The sequence below is a fragment of the Vibrio rubrogenes genome (genome assembly GCF_059641415.1).
Genome location: NZ_JCARSY010000012.1, coordinates 95902 through 112918 on the forward strand (window position 1 = coordinate 95902; position 17017 = coordinate 112918).

The window sequence follows — 17017 nt, forward strand, 5'->3', positions numbered from 1 at the left end:
GTACAATCTTTTTTATGCAGGGTTGATTATGATAGGACAAAAACGACAGTGGCAGGGTAGGGAAATGACTCTTAATCCGTCTCTAAAAGTCTGTGGTGATATTGATTTTTTGATTGATTATAATCATCCGTTCCGTCGAGCGGAACGGACATCTGTTTAAGTGAGGAATAATAAAGCCATGACGATGATTACAGAAGCGCATCAGGCATCAGATACACCGGTAAGACTATTTTTCCGAGGCTCGCTTGCGATGATGCCTTTAAGTATTGCCGTGTTACCTTGGGGGCTGCTGGCGGGATCTTTTGCGGTCGAATCCGGGTTAACCGTTATGGAAAGCCAAGCGTTATCTGCGATTTTATTTGCCGGTTCTGCCCAGTTGGTTGCCACTGGGATGCTAAAAGCCGGTGCCGGATTATTCTCTCTGCTCTTGACGGTCTTTTTTATTACCTCACGCCATTTTCTCTACAGTGTGTCGATGCGCTCGAAAATCAGCCCAATGCCGCTGCGCTGGCGGGTCATCCTGGGATTTTTACTGACCGATGAACTGTTCGCTTTACTCAACCACCAGGAGGATGCCCGCTTTAACCGCTGGTATGCATTCGGGGCCGGATTGAGCTTTTATTTGTGGTGGAACCTCGCAACACTCGTCGGTATTGTTGCGGGTCATGCGATTCCGCAACTGAGTTCGCTGGGGCTTGATTTCGCAATTGCAGCGACGTTCATTGCGATTGTTATTCCGAATGTCAAAACGGTACCGGTAACAGTCTCTGTTCTGACCAGCCTTGTGATGTCGGTAACGCTGAATTTGTATCAAGTGGAAGGAAGTTTGGTGATCGCCAGTCTGTCTGCGATGATCGCCGGTTATGTGACTGAAACTTATCTTGAGAGGAAATAGTATGGTGCTCATCCAAATTGTAGCTATGGCAGGGGTGGTGTTTCTCAGCCGCTATCTCTTTTTAGAACCTAAATTGCCATTGCGTTTAGGCCCTCATTTACATCGGTTTTTGAGCTATTCCGGTCCGGCCATCTTAACCGTGATCTGGGCACCGATTGTATTCATGCCGGAAAAGTCGTTATGGATCGACTGGCACAACCCTTATTTATGGGGAGCACTGACGGCGGGGATCATCTCTTGGAAAACCAAGAATGTTTTACTGACAACCGTGTTGAGCATGATGGTGTTTCTGGTACTTCATCTGGTAGTTTTCCCGGCGTAATGGTCGGGTTACTGAGCGACCCATTCAATTTCGATTAAGGTTTTTTCCTCACTTTTCAGCCGTGCAAGAAAAATATCCCCCGTTTGGACAATCCCCACACCTTTGGGGGTTCCGGTCATGACAATATCCCCGTCTTCCAGTGTGGTGTAACTTTGCAACTCCTGCAAAATTGTATCGGGTGAATACATCATTTGCGTGACCCGGCCATGCTGAATGCGGACGCAATTGATCAGTAATTCCAGATTTAGCGTCTCGATATCAATATCTCTTAAGGCAATAAACTTGCTGAATACGGCCGAGCCGTTGAATGCTTTAGCCCGCTCCCAGGGTAACCCCTGTTGCTTGAGCCGGGATTGCAGGTTTCTTTTGGTGAGATCCAACCCGAGCCCGACACCGTGAAAACGGTTATTTTTGACCAAAAAGCAGATTTCGGTTTCATAGTGAAGTGGTTCTTCATGGAAGGCATGCAGTTGAGCAGTGATACTACTGTTGGGTTTATGGAACACCACCATCTGTTCAGGAACGGCATTATCTAATTCATGAATATGTTCGATATAATTTCTGCCGACACATACAACTTTTGAAGGTGTGATTTTCCGGTTGCCGAAGCGAATGGTGTTCATGATCCTGTCCTTGATAAAGTCTCTCCTGTGAACCTCTGTATCGTATTGTCAGAGATGGTCAGAGAATAGTCTATCCGATCTGAGATAGAATGAATATTAATATATATTCAATAAGTTATTTGCCATCCTGAACGGATACTCACACTCAGAATTGCGCTTGATTGAGCCACATATGAGTCGCAATACTGGCGGCATAACCTAAAGCAATGATGGGCGTCCACCGCAAATGACTCAAAAATGTATACTGTCCGTGAGCGGCACCCATGAGAGCAACACCCGCAGCAGAACCAATCGATAACATACTGCCGCCGACACCGGCCGTCAGGGTAATGAGGAGCCAGTTACCGGTGGACATCACCGGGTCCATAGTGAGTACGGCATACATAATCGGGATGTTATCGATAATCGCGGAGAGTGCGCCCATAAAGATATTCGCCCATTCGGCTCCCCAATGCGGATAAATGGTGCCCGAAATCAGGCTGAGATAGCCCAACAGACTAAGGCCACCAACACTCATGACGATGCCATAGAAAAACAGCAAGGTATCCCATTCGGCATGCGAAATCCGTTTAAAGACATCAAAAGGCACAATTGAACCCAGCCGCTTCAGGGTTGTTTCATCATGATTGGCCTGTGCGAGGGCTTTCTGTTGAGCGAGAAAACGGGGCAGGGATTTTTGGAGGTAGTAGCCGAAAAACTGGAGATAAGCCAATCCCATCATCATACCAACAACGGGTGGGAATTCGAATAAGGCGTGAAAACTGACCGCGGTGAGAATCGTCAGTAAAAACAAGGCCACAATCCGTTTTGCACCCCGTTTGGGGTCGATACGTTCTTGAACGAGATCCGGACGGCCTTTGGGTAAAAAGCATGACATGAATATGGCCGGCACGAGGTAATTGACGACCGACGGTACGAAGAGGTCAAAAAAGTGGAGAAAACTGGCCATGCCCGCCTGCCAGACCATCAAGGTGGTAATGTCTCCGAACGGACTGAACGCACCGCCGGCATTGGCGGCAATGACGATATTGATACAACACAGGTTGACGAAAGACGGATTATTTTCACTGACTTTCATCACCACAGCACACATCAACAGAGCTGTAGTTAAGTTATCTGCGACCGGAGAAATGAAAAAAGCGAGTAAACCGGTCAGCCAGAACAAAGTTGCGTAGCTGAACCCTTTACTGACCATCCATGAACGTAATGTGTCAAATAAGCGCCGTTCTTCCATAGCGTTGATGTACGTCATCGCCACCAAGAGGAAGAGCAACAGTTCAGCATATTCCAGCAAATTTTTCTCGAAAGCTGCTTTGGCGACTTCAATTTGATCAATTTGTTGATAAGAGAAACCGATAATGGCCCAGATAATCCCGGCAGCCAATAGAACCGGTTTCGATTTTTTGAGCTTGATGGCTTCTTCAAAAGTGACCGTAATGTAGGCGAGCACGAAGAGAATCACACAAGCATAGCCCGCCCAGGAATGGGTCATATCAATTGAAAGTGATGGGCTGGAATGGGTCGATGCAACACTGATAAAGGGAACTAACAGGAGTAAAATCAAAAAGCGTCCGGTTGATCTTGTCGTCATCACGTTATCCTTCTGATGAAAAAGCGTATTTAGTGTAGACCGCATTCATCGTGCTAACTGTGAGTCGAATCAAAATCAACTATATTCACTCTGTTCAATATATCAGTCATACCATCATTGGTTTATGTGAGATTACTTACTGGTCACCAAACGGGTCGCCAGCCCCAAAAATATGATGCCGAGCAGGCCATCGACATGACGTCCCAAAGTCAATTTGCCCTCGAAATAAGCACTCAGTTTGCTGAATATCAGCGCAAACAATATATTCATGACGAAAGCTGTCACACTGAGCAATAAACCCAGTACGAGAATTTGCGACGTCAGTTCAAATTGTGAACTGGTAAATTGTGGCAGGAACATACTGAAGAATAACAGTGCTTTCGGGTTCATGAGATTATTCCAAAGGCCCTGACACATCAGTTGCGTCATGCTCAATGAGCGGGTCTGCGCATCATTTTTGACAACCATGTCACGCCGAAACCATGATTTCAGCATCCTCAAACCCAGCCAGGCAAGGTATAAGGCACCCATAATTTTAACGCCCAAGGCGATAACCGGGACGGTCTGCATCAGTTGACCAAGACCAAAAGCGACCAGCGTTGTCTGAACGAGCCCTGCAATCAATATCCCTAAAGCGATGGCGACTCCGGCGTGAAACCCACGGATAGAAGCGTATGTTGAAATCAACAATAAATCCGGCCCGGGAGAGATCACGAGGAAAAAAACGGAGATAAAGAAGAGCGGTAAGATACTGAAATCAATCATGTGAATCTGTTTCCTTCGTGAAAGTCGCTGCACCCATCATGCTGTACGTACATAGCGATAACATCAATCTCTTTGCCGCATGCTGGCATCAATTTCCAGTTGCCAGTAGCCGACGGAAATGTGGCGATTAAACTTGAAGCCGATATCGTGGAACTCACCGACCTGATTGAACCCCAAAGATTCATGTAACCGAACACTGGGTCGGTTCGGCAGGGCAATCACACCCATTACGTTTTTAATCCCTTGCTGTTTCAGGCGCTCGATAAGCTTGCAATATAATGTACGTCCGAAGCCCTTTCCTACAGCCGTAGGCGCTAAGTAAATGGTCGATTCTACGGTAAATCTGTATGCAGAACGGACATGCCAAGGGCTGGCATAAGCATACCCAATCACTTCATGATCAACTTCTAAAACAAGACATGGGAAACTTGTGTCCAATATCTTTTGCAGCCGTGCGGACATTTGATCGACTGATAAGGGCTGCTCTTCAAAGGTGATGGTTGTATCACGGATAAAATGATTGTAAATCGTGGTGATTGCCGCTGAATCATTTAAATGAAAATCTCTGATTATCATGCATCCTCCTTGATGCTAAAAGTCTAATTATGCCCCGACCCATTTACTGATGCCAATAGCTTCCATAATAAACTCGACAGACAACGCTGCCAGTATCATGCCCATGACTCGGGTCAGCAGAGACGCTCCGCCAATGCCGATGATTCTGATAATTTTGCCCGAGAAAATCAGTAAAACCAGTGTCGTGGCTAAGACGCTCAACATCATAAGTGACGTGATAATCTGCTCTTGGATCGTATAAATATTGTTATCCGTAATCAGGATGACCGCCAAAATTGCTCCGGGCGACGCAGTAGCAGGAATCGCGAGTGGGAACACCGCAATATCATGCAACGGTTCTCTCGCCTCTTCCTGATTCCCATTGGAAAAAATCATCTGTAGCCCGAACAGGAACAGAATAACGCCCCCCGCGACCTGAAATGAAATCAGGCTGATTCCCATTGCTCCAAGCAGTAACTGCCCGACAACAATTGCACCCATTAAAATCAGTGCGGCATAAAAAATAGTCTTGTATGCGGTTTTTCTGCGTTCTCTGGCTGAGAATTTGACCGTCATACCAGCAAACAGCGCCATCGTCCCAATTGGATCAATGGTCGCCCAAATCACTAGAAAATCGTGTATTACCTTATCTATCACTCGTTTTTTAGTCCTTATTTTATAATCAATGAGATGAATTTTCCTCTGGCGAGGGGCTGCCACACGAAAGTGATGCATCATTGTGTCGGAGGCATCATGGCATCAACTAGAACGACGGTGATTATCCTAAATATTATGGGCAGAGATGGAAGTCTATGAAACCTAAATATGACGAAAAATTAACGATCAATGCAATACTTATTTTGTTAGTTTCTATTGCTGATGTTGAAGTGTCGGTCTTAGCCCCCGCACCTTATAGGGCCACTTCTCGCACAGGTCACAGGGTTGAATCAGTACATTCGAAGTGTTGGTATTTCGTTGTGGTGGAAGGCTGGCTATGGGGTAGACGGGGCGCGATCTTGTCCTGATGTTAACGCCCATCATCGGGGCGCAAGTCACTGAAATTCACTGCCGTGATTCTCTAATATGACTGCAGAATGAGTTCTCGGTTTTAGAGATATAGGGGCTTGAGTGCTCTAGAGCGATTTTGATCTTATCCTCCGGCTCCCTAATTTGACGCACAATCAGCGTCAGTGATTTCAGCGGCATTAGTGCTCAGTGCGCCAGTTCATCTTTCAGAGATGAAAGATGAACCAGAAAATCTTTTTTGTTTGGCTTGGGTGATCGCTTTCCAGAACCAGCTTTTACGGGCGTCCTGCCCGGAAAAGCCTAACCATTCTTCCTTGAATGGTTTTCTTTGTTTGGTGGTTGATTTGAATAGCGTGAAACATTGAATCAACAAAGCTCAATTGATCGATGCTCTCAGGGTGAAAAATCATGGACGATTTTTCAGGATTGCTTGAGCAGGATGCGAATCAATCCGACCCTGATTACGCGCGCTGAACTCAACCCCTAGGCCTTTTGAGGTACTTTTTCGGCCGTGAAAAAGTACCTGGGGCGCAGTCGAAGATGCTAATGAAACCGATGAACTTGATTGCGTCCCAAACTCAGCATCATCCTTTTACTTTTCCAGCCTCCGGCGTTGCAGTTTGACGCACAATTGCGTTCCTCAATTTCAGAGGCATTGGTGCTCAGTGCGCCAGTTACTCTTGCCAAGATGCAAGAGTAACCAGAAGATCTTTTTTTGTTTGGCTTGGGTGATCGCTTGCCAGAATCAGCTTTTACGGGCGTCCTGCCCGGAAAAGCCTAACCATTCTTCCTTGAATGGTTTTCTTCGGTGGGTGGTTGATTTGAGTTGGGTGAAACATAGCAAAAGCTAGAAAAACAACCTAAATCAAAAAATGTCATGTTTGTGTCAATTTTTTCTGGCGGTTTTCTGTAACATATTCAATGCTATGTAGAGTATTCAGATGCTTACTTGCAAACAAATGGGACTTATCCGAGATGTGTATGGCGGGTGGGAACGCTAGTCAATCATTTGTGAGCAAATTAGACAGTGTTGTGCTGTGGTTTCTGACGTAGTGATGTTTTTTACCGACATTTTGTCTGTCTTTTCATACGATTAGGACAGAAGTTTCATTGGTTGGCGGTAAGTTATACAGAAGCATTCCTATAGAGTGGTTCTGTATAATGAACTGTTAGTAATCAAACCTGAGAGATCACAGTGTTTAATTATTTTTTGAAGAATATTTGGAAAACAGAATTGCTGGCATTTCTTACAGCTCTTGCAACACTGTCGGCATTAGTTGTTGATAGTTTCCTTGCCGTAAAATTTGAGCCGCTAAAGTTAATTCCAATTGCTTTAATTTCTATATATTTAGTATCTCATATCTATAAAACATGGACGTTTTCATCGCAGACATATAGTGCAATTCCATTGCCTTACTTCATATGCCTTGCTCAAAACCACGAGTGGTATATTAGTGCTGTTAAGCAACAGGAGGCTCATATCAAAAGAGAGGGTGTCGCTTGGGAAGGTATTCAGAATAACTTCAAAATTCATCGACAAGATTGGGCTTTTTTCGACTCATCAAAACTAAGCGATAAATCTTCAGATTGGATACATAAGGCGAGAGAAATTTCGAATCATTTTGATCACTTATCCAATCGTATTGAAGCTCAGCCCTTATATCACATTTTTGTGGCTGCCCCCGCACCGATAGCCCTAGGAGTTGGTGCTCTATTTGCCGGCAGAGTACCTTTTACAGTCCATCAGCATGCGGGAATGGTTAAGAATCCGTACAAAAGAGTTCATAGTAGCGAAGAGGTTGCTACTGCCGAAGATGGCTATCATATCCTCAATCGAAAAATAACCGAGCTAAAGTACATTGAGATAAAAGAAAAAGATGATAGTGATTCGCATGATAAAACTCTCATTGTTCTAGATTTTACAGGTCACAGGCTGCCTAAACCTTATCCAATTGAAAACGGAACGAAAGTTATTCGGTTGGGAATGAAAGGTGAAGAAGGTCATATCCCACTCAGCAGCCAGTGGATGTTAATAGCTCAAGAAATTAGCAGTGTAATTTCAGAAGAGTTAAATAATGAAAGCTCAGTTTCAATCTTACTAGGCGTACCATCTACTATGGCCTTCTTAATAGGAACAATCTTGCGAACATCAAGCAGGGTGGATATTTTCTATTTCAATAGAAGCTTAGGTGTATACCATAAGGTATACAATTTGAGTGAGCTTGACTAAAAATTGCTAACAAGGTGTTCCAATTGACCTTGTACTGTCTACTAACGATCTGAAATAGTAGTCTTGCATAACAAGCGCCCGAAAACTAACCTTCGGCAGTTGATGCGGGCGTTATGCGTCATAAGGAAATTCATGTCAAAAGTAACATTGAAAGGTTTTATTTTAATTCCTGAATCGGAACTAGAATCAGTTAAAAGAGGGTTGGTACATCATAAGCGTCTTACTCTCGAAGAGCCGAGTTGCATCATGTTTAGTGTAACCCAAAATTCGGAAAATCCCCTTCGCTTCGACGTTTACGAAGAGTTTACGGATAAAGTGGCTTTTGAACAACATCAGAAAAGAGTCAAAGCATCTCATTGGGGTAAAGTGACCGTAAATGTTGAACGTCACTATGAGATTTTGGAGTAAACACATAACAAGATAATTGGACTCTCGCTCTAATGACCGACTAACCTTTTTAGGCAAGTCAAAACTTTGGGAGAACGACATGGGTACTACGATCATTGGTGTTGACCTAGCCACTAAGGCTATCCATGTATGCGTTTATTCGAACTCAAATATAGCTTTGAATTGAATCGCATTTTCCTCAGTAAAAGGCATAAATCAGGGGGTGATGGTATTCTTTGTCTGCGCCTTCTTTTATGCTAGCGCTATTCATCCACAACGAGCTTCAATGCGGCGATTATGAAAACCTCCCTCGACCATCTGCCCGAATATAAACAGCATGAGCTGGCCACGATTTCAACCATTCTGCGTGACACGTTAGAAGATTACCTGCAAGGCAAAACCGGCAGTAAGAGCGAATTTCGTATTCTGAAAATCATCTTGTTCGGTAGCCATGCCAAAGGCAGTTGGGTTAAGGATCCGGTCAATGGTTATATCAGTGATTACGATATTCTGGTGATTGTGAACAAGGCCGCTTTGGTGGAGGACGATGTGGTCTGGCAGCGTGCTGAGGAGCAAATTGATCGCAAAGTGAAATCCGCACCGTTGGGTTTGATTGTCCACGATTTACAGGAAGTGAATGAACGCTTGCAACAGGGGCATTATTTTTTTAAGGATATCCGCGAAGAGGGCATTGAACTGTTTGCCGCAACGCCGAAACCGTTGGTTATGCCGGGCGATTTGAGTGAATCTGAATTGCGGGAAATTGCTCGCAAACACTATGAGCAGTGGTCTTATTCAGCATTTCGCTTTTTTCGTAATTATGAATTCTCTATTTCCGAGGATGATTTGATTCACGCAGCCTTTATGTTACACCAAGTCACGGAACGTTATTTAGCCTGTACTCTACTCGTCTGCACTAATTACCTACCCAAATCCCACAATATTGAAAAACTGGGCAAACTCTGTTCGCAAATCGACCCTGAGTTTGCAACGATTTTCCCGATGGACAACAAATTCCATCGTCGTAGTTTTCGGCGTTTGCAACGCGCTTATATTGATGCCCGTTATTCGGAGCACTACGAAATAACCGCAGAAGAATTGAATTATCTGGTGACAGAAGTCCGACGTTTACAGGCGCTGGCGGAGCGGGTTTGTTTAGCGCGGATTGATTCTGCCTAATTATTCTCCCTGAATGGTTTTCTTTGCCTAGCCTCCGGCACCGAAATTTGACGCACAATCAGCGTCAGTGATTTCAGGAACATTGGTGCTCTGTGCGCCAGTTACTCTTGCAGAGATGCAAGCGTAACCAGAAAATCTTTTTTTGTTTGGCTTGGTCGCGCGTTGTCCTGAACCAGCTTTTACGGGCGTCCTGCCCGGAAAAGCCTAACCATTCATCCTTGAATGGTTTTCTTCGTTTGGTGGTTTGTTTGAATTGGATGAAATCTCTTTAAGGCGAAGCCAACTTGTTCGATGCTCTCAGGGTGAAAAATCATGGACGATTTTTCAGGATTGCTTGAGCAGGATGCGAATCAATCCGACCCTGATTACGTGTGCTGAACTCGAAAAGATGCTTTTGGTTCCTTTTGCATCCATCAAAAGGAACTGGGGCGCTTTCGAGGATGCTAATGAAATCGAAGAAAGTTATTGCGTCCCAAACCACAGCATTACCCTTTTACTTTTTCAGCCATTGGCGTTGCAGTTTGACGCACAATCAGCGTCAGTGATTTCAGGAACATACTCTTACAGAGATGCAAGCGTAACCAGAAAATCTTTTTTTATTTGGTTTGGTCGCGCGTTGTCCAGAACCAGCTTTTACGGGCGTCCTGCCCGGAAAAGCCTAACCATTCTTCCATGAATGGTTTTCTTCGGTGGGTGGTTGATTTGAGTGAAGTGAAACATGTTTAAAACGAAGCCAAATTGATCGATGATCTCAGGGGAAAATTCAGGGATGAATTTTAAGCTTTTCGTGAGCAGGAGCGAATAAAAGCGACCCTGATTATGCGTGCTGAACTTAAACCTAGGCCTTTTGGGGTACTTTTTCGGCCTTGAAAAAGTACCTGGGGCGCAGTCAGAGATGGCGATGAGAGCGAGGAACGGGATTGCGCACCAAATCAACAGATTTACTATTGAACACACCAAGCTACAATTTAATCACCTCAACCGAGCCTTCCTGTTACTCCCATTCCAAAAATAACCACTCCCCATTAAAACCCCAAATTTAAACATGTTTTATAAATCCATTTGAGTATAATTGTGGATTCATATGAAAATAACTTTATCAATAAGCATTCACCAATAAAAACAATCACGGCTCAGTCAACAACGTCAATGAACTATCAAATCACTCAAATCTATAATCTGATGCGTTATGAATTTGCTCAAGTTGAAGGGGATTTTGCCTCCTTACGTGAGTCAGATGTGAAATCTGTCATGCCTGCCGGAATGCGCTTTGCAGATTTTCTTGAACAGCTGCGTAGCGGTCATCAGGTATTGCTGACGGATGTGCCATCGATTCCGTTGCTGATTCGGGATCGGGATGAATGGGGCAATCTATACTGGCGAGTGAATCCCGAGGTTGAGCCTCATCTCGATTTGCTGGCTAACAAGGCTTATACCGCCAGAGTTGAATGGGTCAATCATGGCATTGGTTCATCTTATTCCGGCAGTGTGAATGCCTCTGTGTATACCGAGCCTTATGTCGAACGCGAACCTGTGAAACTCACTTTAGCAGAGCGGCTGGTCAGGCAGCGTCAGGAGCGGTTACGGGAGCTGGATAAAATCCCACTGCCTTCATCCGCATGGCAGAACGCATTTAACAAGCCGCCCGTTAAACCCTCCCGTTTCGCCAAATCTGCGCTGGTGCCAAACGGTACGTGTGACATCGGTACACAAAGAGAGTCGCTTTCTGCGCTGGGGGATTATGCGGCTTATACACTGGCCGTCGGGCAGGGGATTAGTGCTTCTTCTGAAGAAGCTTTTTTGACGCGTATTGGTGGTGCAGCGCTGGCAGAACTGCCGGGAATGGCGATTAAAATTATCGGGAGAGCTGGCATTCTGGCTGCATTTGTGCCGAACAAATTAGCGGACAGTACGCTCTACAGCGCTGCTGATATGAGTAATAAAGACACGGTTGAAACAAATATTCGCTTGGGTTTCAATACGAAAGGTCGGATTTACGGCTATCACGTCAATGGGACGAATATTTCTAAGCGTGAAGTAAAACGGGTCGGTGATAAATTTGTTGTTGAGTTAGAGCCGGATATCACCATTGAATGGGTGCCGATTAGCGGCGATTTTGGCGGCAAACCGATTCTGGTTAATCCCATCCCGGAGATGGAAAAGTTCGATATCTGGATCCATCCGCAAGCGGAGCAAGGTCAAGAGTTTGATAATACCTACATCACCCCAATTGCTGATGCAGATCTGCAAGACTATATTCTGACTTTTCCGGCAGAGACTGGGTTACCACCGCTGTATGTGGTGTATAGCCATCAAATCCGCAAACCGAATGGTCAGTTTGGCGCGAGTAAGTATCCCAAACCGGAACTGAACCGAACATCCCTTCGGGCTGAAACCAAAAGACAGATTGAGGAAGAAGCCTTCAAAGATGCAAATGGCCATTTCACCGATTCAGATGGTAATGTTTTAACTGACTGGCATTATGGACATAGATATGGTCTGGAAAACCGACGGATACTCAGAGCCGCTGATCAGATGGGGATGACTCAGGAAGAATTAAATGATTTCGTGAACGCTCATCCTGACTATTTTGTGATTGAGGATGCCAAGACAAATCTGAGTCATGTGAATGAGAAACCGGACAGTGATGATTTAAGAAAAATTCTCAGAGAGATGCGAATTTTTTTGAAAAACAGGAATACATAATGAGTTACGAATACGAATTATACGATGCTGTATTGGATGGTGATATTGATGAAGTCAGAGCGCTTATTGATAAAGGTGCTGATATTCATGAAATCACGGAATCAGAGCACTGGACATATCTGCATCACGTATTTATGTCTCCCTCAACAAAACGAGAGGAAAGAACACCACTTGAATCGGTGCAGTTTCTGATTGACCAAGGGCTGGATGTCAACGCAATTGATAGCTACGGTTATACACCGCTACTTTTTGCAGTTCGTCAACGCAACGTAGAGGGGATGCGGCTGTTGTTAGAAAATGGCGCAGATAAACTCATTGGTCACAGAAACGAAGATGGTGTTGATGCTTTAAAAATGGCATTCGATAGGAAGCCTAGTCATTTTGATGTTGTAAAGTTATTGCTGGAATATGGTGCTGATCCTGATGATAAGAGAGAAGGCGGACGGTCAGTTCGGGAATTATTAAACATCATTGTCGGGGTCGATTCTGAGATTATTGAATTAGTAAACCGTTACTAAATAGTGTTCAGTCATCAATAAAACGATTGTTTCAAACGAAGCGAATTGAGAGCCACATTATATTGTGGCTCTTTTTGTATCAGCCCTTTCCGGCAGAGACCGGATTACCACCGCTGTACGTGGTGTATAAAGAAAGCCCTCGCAACGAGTCGGGTGTCGTGACCGGCAACGGTGAAGATATCACCGGCCTGTGGTTAGAAGCTGCCGGAAAAGAGTTAGGCTCTCCGGTGCCGGCGCAAATTGCAGATCAGCTCAGAGGCCGTGAGTTCAGTAGTTTTGACCAGTTCCGGAAAGCGTTCTGGGTTGAGGTTTCCAAAGATTCAGAACTCAAAACACAATTTATAGACAATAATGTCGAGAGAATGAGTAAAGGATATGCCCCTCGTGCAAGGAAAAAAGACTCGGTTGGTGGTAGGAAAGTTTTCGAACTGCATCATGTGGAGGAAATCCAGCATGGCGGTAAAGTCTATGATGTTGATAATATTCGTGTCACAACCCCCAAGAATCATATAGATATACATAAGGGCAAATAAGTGAATTTGAAAAATAGTATTAATGAATATTCTGAAGATGAATTTTTACGGCTATTACAGAAAATCTGCAAAGCTGATGCTTCTTCAGAAAGTGAACTGGATGCCTTAGTCGATCACTTTGAAGATATAACAGAACACCCTGATGGTTCAGACCTGATTTACTATCCAGATGATCCGGCAGATGCTACACCGGAGCGTATTGTTGAGATTGTCAGACAATGGCGGATGTCGCAAGGCTTGCCATGCTTTAAGAACTGATTCGGTCTTTTTAATTTCCAGCCTTGGGCTCCCAGATTTGACGCACAATTTCTTTCCGCGGTTTCAGCGGCATTCGTGCTCAGTGCGCCAGTTACTCTTGCAGAGATGCAAGCGTAACCAGAAAATCTTTTTGTTTGGCTTGGTCGTGCGCTTTCCAGAACCAGCTTTTACGGGCGTCCTGCCCGGAAAAGCCTAACCATTCATCCTTGAATGGTTTTCCTCGTTTGGCAGTTGATTTGAATGGGGTGAAACACTGAATCAACAAAGCCAAATTGATCGATGCTCTCAGGGGGAAAATTCAGGACGAATTTTCAGGATTGCTTGAGCAGGATGCGAATCAATCCGACCCTGATTCAGTGCGCTGAACTTAAACTTTAGGCCTTTTGGGGTACTTTTTCGGCCGTGAAAAAGTATCTGGGGCGCATTCGGAGATGGCAATGAGATCGGAGAAGTAATTGCGTCCCAAACCACAGAGCCACCATTTCTCCCCCCAAACACCGGCATCACAAGTTTTATCTTCCCAGCCTCCGGCACCCAAATTTGACGCACAATGACGTTTCCCAATTTCAGAAACATCGGTACTCTATACGCCAGTTACTCTTGCCAAGATGCAAACGTAACCAGAAAGTTTTTTTGTTTGGCGGAGTTGCACGTTGTCCAACGCAGGTAAAGGTCATGAATCATCTATTCACTTATGTATCGGCGGTTAAAAATGCGCCGCATGAATTATCAATCATTGAAAAAATTGAAAATACCAGTCGATGCGAAGCCGATGGTATCGTTACGGAGAGTTGTGAGCTCGTTGTAAAATTTGACAATGGGGTCACACTCAGAAAATGTACTGAGCAAGATTTCTCTGACGATGTGACAGCAGCGGTTTGTGCTGAGTGCTGGATTTCATATGAAGTTATCGAGCAACCGGACAACTTGGCAGTCATGCCAAAGAGAAAAAGTTTTACCAACCCATGCCAAGAGTCTTTTTGGTTGAAAATCAACAAAGTACAATTCAACACATAATAACGAGTATGGCATCAGTCATCTATGTTTCGCCAGATTCGCGTCTCACATCGTGCTGTATCTGAACATTGAATTTAAAATCACATGATCGTTTTCATCTGTGGGGGAATGTTCTCACCTTAATATGGTGTTAGCCGCAAATAGCCATGGATATAACCGAAGATCATTATCAAGACGCCTTTAATACAATCAGAGACATTCATTATTTATATATTATTGAGCCTTACGAAAGCTTTGGGTATAACTCTGAACGAGGAAAGATTTTTTCGCGGCACATTTTTGCAATCTCTCCAAATATCTTAAATAGAGCTCATGGTTTCATAACAAAAAATATTTATAACAGTAAGTTATGTTGACTTCATAAAAGATTCTTGTTTCCCTAGTGTAAAGATTACCCACCCTAAATATTATATAAAGTCATCATCGGTAAAATGAAAAAATAATAACTCTGCATATTAGCCGAAAGACTCCCCGTAAAGAATTGCTAAGGAAGTATCCTGATGAAAAAATTCCTCGAAAATAGACTAATTGGCACAAAATTGGCTCTTGGGTTTGGCTCTGTACTGCTACTGGCCTTGGTTGTCGGTATTTTTGGTATTACAGGCGTCAATACCTTACATGTCCGAGCTGAAAAGGTACGACTTTCAAACGACCTTGATGACACTGTTGTCGATATGAGAATCAACCTAGAGCACTATGTTATTTCTGGATCAGAAGAAGACAATAAGCAGGTGCAACACGACATCAGCCAACTACAAGACTATCTTCAAACAGCCGAACAACTATACAGTGGTGTTAAAGTTAGAAATTTAACTCAGCAAACCCAAAACAACCTTGCTGATTACCAAAAAACCTTAACTAAACTGATTGCTGCCCGAACTCGATGGGATGGCATAGATAGAAATGCTGTGCAGTATTTGCAGTCAATTTATACGCAATACGGTCAGATCATTGCACAACTTCGTCAACAAAATGACCCTCAAGCGTTAACTGCGGCTTTAGATGTTTCAAATGATTGGTACGCGCTAACGACTGAAATGAACAAATACATTAGCAAAAAACAAGATATTCCTATTGAGCTTGTGACCACCCGGTTTCAGTCAGTCGTCAACAAAACCACAGCACTGCAACTCCCGAATGCATTGAATGATACTCGTAAAAACATTCTCTCCCGACTCAGACAATATGAAGACCTTGGCAAAATTAACCCCGAGATAAATAAGAACCTAGCAGATGCGCAAAATAGACTGATTGAGTTATCCGCTCAAATGGACAAACAAATCGATGCGATTACGACGATTCAAGAGCAAAATAGCATCGAAGATGGTCGCAAAGTTTCGATGTTATCTATTGCCGCAACAGCAATCGCCATTTTGATCGGCATATTTTTCTCACTCTTTATTCGCCACTTGATAGTCCAGCCAATGAATGAGGTTATAAAGGCAGTCGGCAATATTGCCAACGGTGATCTAACCCAGAATTTGTCCACTGACCGTAAGGATGAGCTTGGCCAGCTTTATAATCACATTGGTGAAATGAGCAAAACGCTTAACAAACTTATTTCTGAAGTAGTCTCGGGCGTCATGAACTTAAGCACCACAAGCGAGCAGTTAGAAAGTATCTCCAACCAAAGTCAACATATGATGCAATCACAGCGTGATGAAACGGATCAAGTGGCGACTGCGATCAATGAAATGTCCGCCACAGTCTCTGAGGTTGCTCGAAATGCTGAAACCGCCGCTGAAGCGACAACAAAAACCGACAATATCATTATTCAGGGGAATCACATTGTGAATGCCACTGCTAAAACGATAGATGCCTTAGCCAGTGACATCGCATCCACAAGCGAAGCCATGGAGCAACTCAAACTCCGGACAGATAACGTTGGCAATGTTTTGGAAGTGATTAAAACCGTAGCCGAGCAAACGAACCTATTAGCACTGAATGCTGCCATTGAAGCTGCGCGCGCTGGTGAAGCAGGCAGAGGTTTTGCCGTTGTGGCTGATGAAGTCCGTGGACTTGCCAGCCGAACCCAAAGCTCAGCCAAAGAGATAGAAGACCTGATTGTTGAATTGCAAAATGGCGCACAAGCCTCATTAGACAAAATGATTGGCAGCCGAGAGCTTTCAGGCAAGAATGCAGAACAAGCTAAGGAAGTGCTCACGTTATTTGAAAACATCAGCGAGCAAGTTCGCGATGTTCAAGACATGAACAATCAAATTGCCACTGCCGCAGAAGAACAATCTCAAGTTTCAGAAGACATCAACCGCAGTGTCGAGAATGTTCGCGAATTAGCCGATAAAACCGCGGAAGGATCTTTAGAATCTGTGAACGCAGTAGCCAACTTAAGACAACTCAGTCAACAACTTAAAAAATTGACTGACCAATTCTTGATTTAATCTCACCACGTCA

Annotated in this window: 16 protein-coding genes and 1 pseudogene; 11 read left to right on the forward strand and 6 right to left on the reverse strand. The window is 44.2% G+C overall.

The genetic code is table 11. The features are described from left to right. The first annotated feature begins 178 nt into the window (after nt 1-178). Nucleotides 179-895 (forward strand): AzlC family ABC transporter permease, encoded by a 717-nt coding sequence (locus tag AC55NX_RS11020; protein ID WP_496995773.1) that lies wholly within the window; start codon nt 179-181, stop codon nt 893-895. Nucleotide 896: 1 nt separating this feature from the next. Continuing rightward, nucleotides 897-1217 (forward strand): AzlD domain-containing protein, encoded by a 321-nt coding sequence (locus AC55NX_RS11025; protein WP_496995774.1) that lies wholly within the window; start codon nt 897-899, stop codon nt 1215-1217. A gap of 8 nt (nt 1218-1225) precedes the next feature. On the opposite strand, the gene AC55NX_RS11030 is transcribed toward AC55NX_RS11025, so the two are convergent. From AC55NX_RS11030 to AC55NX_RS11050, 5 genes are all read right to left on the reverse strand, one after another. Beyond that, nucleotides 1226-1840: a fumarylacetoacetate hydrolase family protein gene (locus AC55NX_RS11030; RefSeq protein WP_496995775.1), complete on the reverse strand. Its 615-nt coding sequence runs from the start codon at nt 1838-1840 to the stop codon at nt 1226-1228. A 145-nt stretch (nt 1841-1985) separates the two neighbouring features. After that, nucleotides 1986-3431 carry a sodium:proton antiporter NhaD gene (gene nhaD / locus AC55NX_RS11035; RefSeq protein WP_496995776.1) on the reverse strand — a complete coding sequence of 482 codons (1446 nt, stop codon included), beginning with the start codon at nt 3429-3431 and terminating at the stop codon, nt 1986-1988. A gap of 132 nt (nt 3432-3563) precedes the next feature. Further along, complete coding sequence (locus AC55NX_RS11040; RefSeq protein ID WP_496995777.1) at nt 3564-4196, reverse strand: LysE family translocator; 633 nt, start codon at nt 4194-4196, stop codon at nt 3564-3566. A gap of 63 nt (nt 4197-4259) precedes the next feature. Then, entirely contained in the window at nt 4260-4772 is a 513-nt protein-coding gene (locus tag AC55NX_RS11045; RefSeq protein ID WP_496995778.1) for a GNAT family N-acetyltransferase, read from the reverse strand. A gap of 27 nt (nt 4773-4799) precedes the next feature. Beyond that, nucleotides 4800-5408 carry a MarC family protein gene (locus AC55NX_RS11050; protein ID WP_059122241.1) on the reverse strand — a complete coding sequence of 203 codons (609 nt, stop codon included), beginning with the start codon at nt 5406-5408 and terminating at the stop codon, nt 4800-4802. A 1564-nt stretch (nt 5409-6972) separates the two neighbouring features. Between AC55NX_RS11050 and AC55NX_RS11055 the strand changes: the two genes are divergently transcribed. From AC55NX_RS11055 to AC55NX_RS11085, 7 genes and pseudogenes are all read left to right on the forward strand, one after another. After that, nucleotides 6973-8007 (forward strand): hypothetical protein, encoded by a 1035-nt coding sequence (locus AC55NX_RS11055; RefSeq protein ID WP_496995779.1) that lies wholly within the window; start codon nt 6973-6975, stop codon nt 8005-8007. 132 nt (nt 8008-8139) lie between these two features. Further along, the gene (locus AC55NX_RS11060) at nt 8140-8415 is read left to right on the forward strand and encodes a putative quinol monooxygenase (protein WP_496995780.1); all 276 of its coding nucleotides are present in this window, start codon (nt 8140-8142) and stop codon (nt 8413-8415) included. 276 nt (nt 8416-8691) lie between these two features. Then, nucleotides 8692-9573, forward strand: coding sequence for a HEPN domain-containing protein (locus tag AC55NX_RS11065; RefSeq protein WP_496995781.1), 882 nt, complete (start codon nt 8692-8694; stop codon nt 9571-9573). 1074 nt (nt 9574-10647) lie between these two features. Next, nucleotides 10648-12279 (forward strand): S-type pyocin domain-containing protein, encoded by a 1632-nt coding sequence (locus tag AC55NX_RS11070; RefSeq protein ID WP_496995782.1) that lies wholly within the window; start codon nt 10648-10650, stop codon nt 12277-12279. Next, the gene (locus AC55NX_RS11075; RefSeq protein WP_496995783.1) at nt 12279-12797 is read left to right on the forward strand and encodes an ankyrin repeat domain-containing protein; all 519 of its coding nucleotides are present in this window, start codon (nt 12279-12281) and stop codon (nt 12795-12797) included. The genes AC55NX_RS11070 and AC55NX_RS11075 overlap by 1 nt, the downstream gene beginning before the upstream one ends. Nucleotides 12798-12883: 86 nt before the next feature. Further along, nucleotides 12884-13330, forward strand: a pseudogene (locus tag AC55NX_RS11080) (HNH endonuclease signature motif containing protein); the annotation flags it as partial. Next, nucleotides 13331-13588 carry a bacteriocin immunity protein gene (locus tag AC55NX_RS11085; RefSeq protein ID WP_496995784.1) on the forward strand — a complete coding sequence of 86 codons (258 nt, stop codon included), beginning with the start codon at nt 13331-13333 and terminating at the stop codon, nt 13586-13588. Nucleotides 13589-13679: 91 nt separating this feature from the next. Here AC55NX_RS11085 and AC55NX_RS11090 read toward each other — a convergent pair whose 3' ends face one another. Then, complete coding sequence (locus AC55NX_RS11090; protein WP_059122270.1) at nt 13680-13859, reverse strand: hypothetical protein; 180 nt, start codon at nt 13857-13859, stop codon at nt 13680-13682. Between the two features lie 404 nt (nt 13860-14263). Here AC55NX_RS11090 and AC55NX_RS11095 point away from each other — a divergent pair, with 404 nt between their 5' ends. Beyond that, complete coding sequence (locus AC55NX_RS11095; RefSeq protein ID WP_496995785.1) at nt 14264-14605, forward strand: hypothetical protein; 342 nt, start codon at nt 14264-14266, stop codon at nt 14603-14605. 500 nt (nt 14606-15105) lie between these two features. Then, nucleotides 15106-17004 (forward strand): HAMP domain-containing methyl-accepting chemotaxis protein, encoded by a 1899-nt coding sequence (locus AC55NX_RS11100; RefSeq protein ID WP_496995786.1) that lies wholly within the window; start codon nt 15106-15108, stop codon nt 17002-17004. Nucleotides 17005-17017: the final 13 nt, after the last annotated feature.

What these genes read in the sequence shown, in the direction of transcription:
- AC55NX_RS11065 (WP_496995781.1), top strand. Translation starts at nt 8,692, where the DNA reads ATGAAAACCTCCCTCGACCATCTGCCCGAATATAAACAGCATGAGCTG.
- AC55NX_RS11075 (WP_496995783.1), top strand. Translation starts at nt 12,279, where the DNA reads ATGAGTTACGAATACGAATTATACGATGCTGTATTGGATGGTGATATT.
- AC55NX_RS11020 (WP_496995773.1), top strand. Translation starts at nt 179, where the DNA reads ATGACGATGATTACAGAAGCGCATCAGGCATCAGATACACCGGTAAGA.
- AC55NX_RS11025 (WP_496995774.1), top strand. Translation starts at nt 897, where the DNA reads ATGGTGCTCATCCAAATTGTAGCTATGGCAGGGGTGGTGTTTCTCAGC.
- AC55NX_RS11030 (WP_496995775.1), bottom strand. Translation starts at nt 1,840, where the DNA reads ATGAACACCATTCGCTTCGGCAACCGGAAAATCACACCTTCAAAAGTT.
- AC55NX_RS11100 (WP_496995786.1), top strand. Translation starts at nt 15,106, where the DNA reads ATGAAAAAATTCCTCGAAAATAGACTAATTGGCACAAAATTGGCTCTT.
- AC55NX_RS11045 (WP_496995778.1), bottom strand. Translation starts at nt 4,772, where the DNA reads ATGATAATCAGAGATTTTCATTTAAATGATTCAGCGGCAATCACCACG.
- AC55NX_RS11060 (WP_496995780.1), top strand. Translation starts at nt 8,140, where the DNA reads ATGTCAAAAGTAACATTGAAAGGTTTTATTTTAATTCCTGAATCGGAA.
- AC55NX_RS11095 (WP_496995785.1), top strand. Translation starts at nt 14,264, where the DNA reads ATGAATCATCTATTCACTTATGTATCGGCGGTTAAAAATGCGCCGCAT.
- AC55NX_RS11040 (WP_496995777.1), bottom strand. Translation starts at nt 4,196, where the DNA reads ATGATTGATTTCAGTATCTTACCGCTCTTCTTTATCTCCGTTTTTTTC.
- nhaD (WP_496995776.1), bottom strand. Translation starts at nt 3,431, where the DNA reads ATGACGACAAGATCAACCGGACGCTTTTTGATTTTACTCCTGTTAGTT.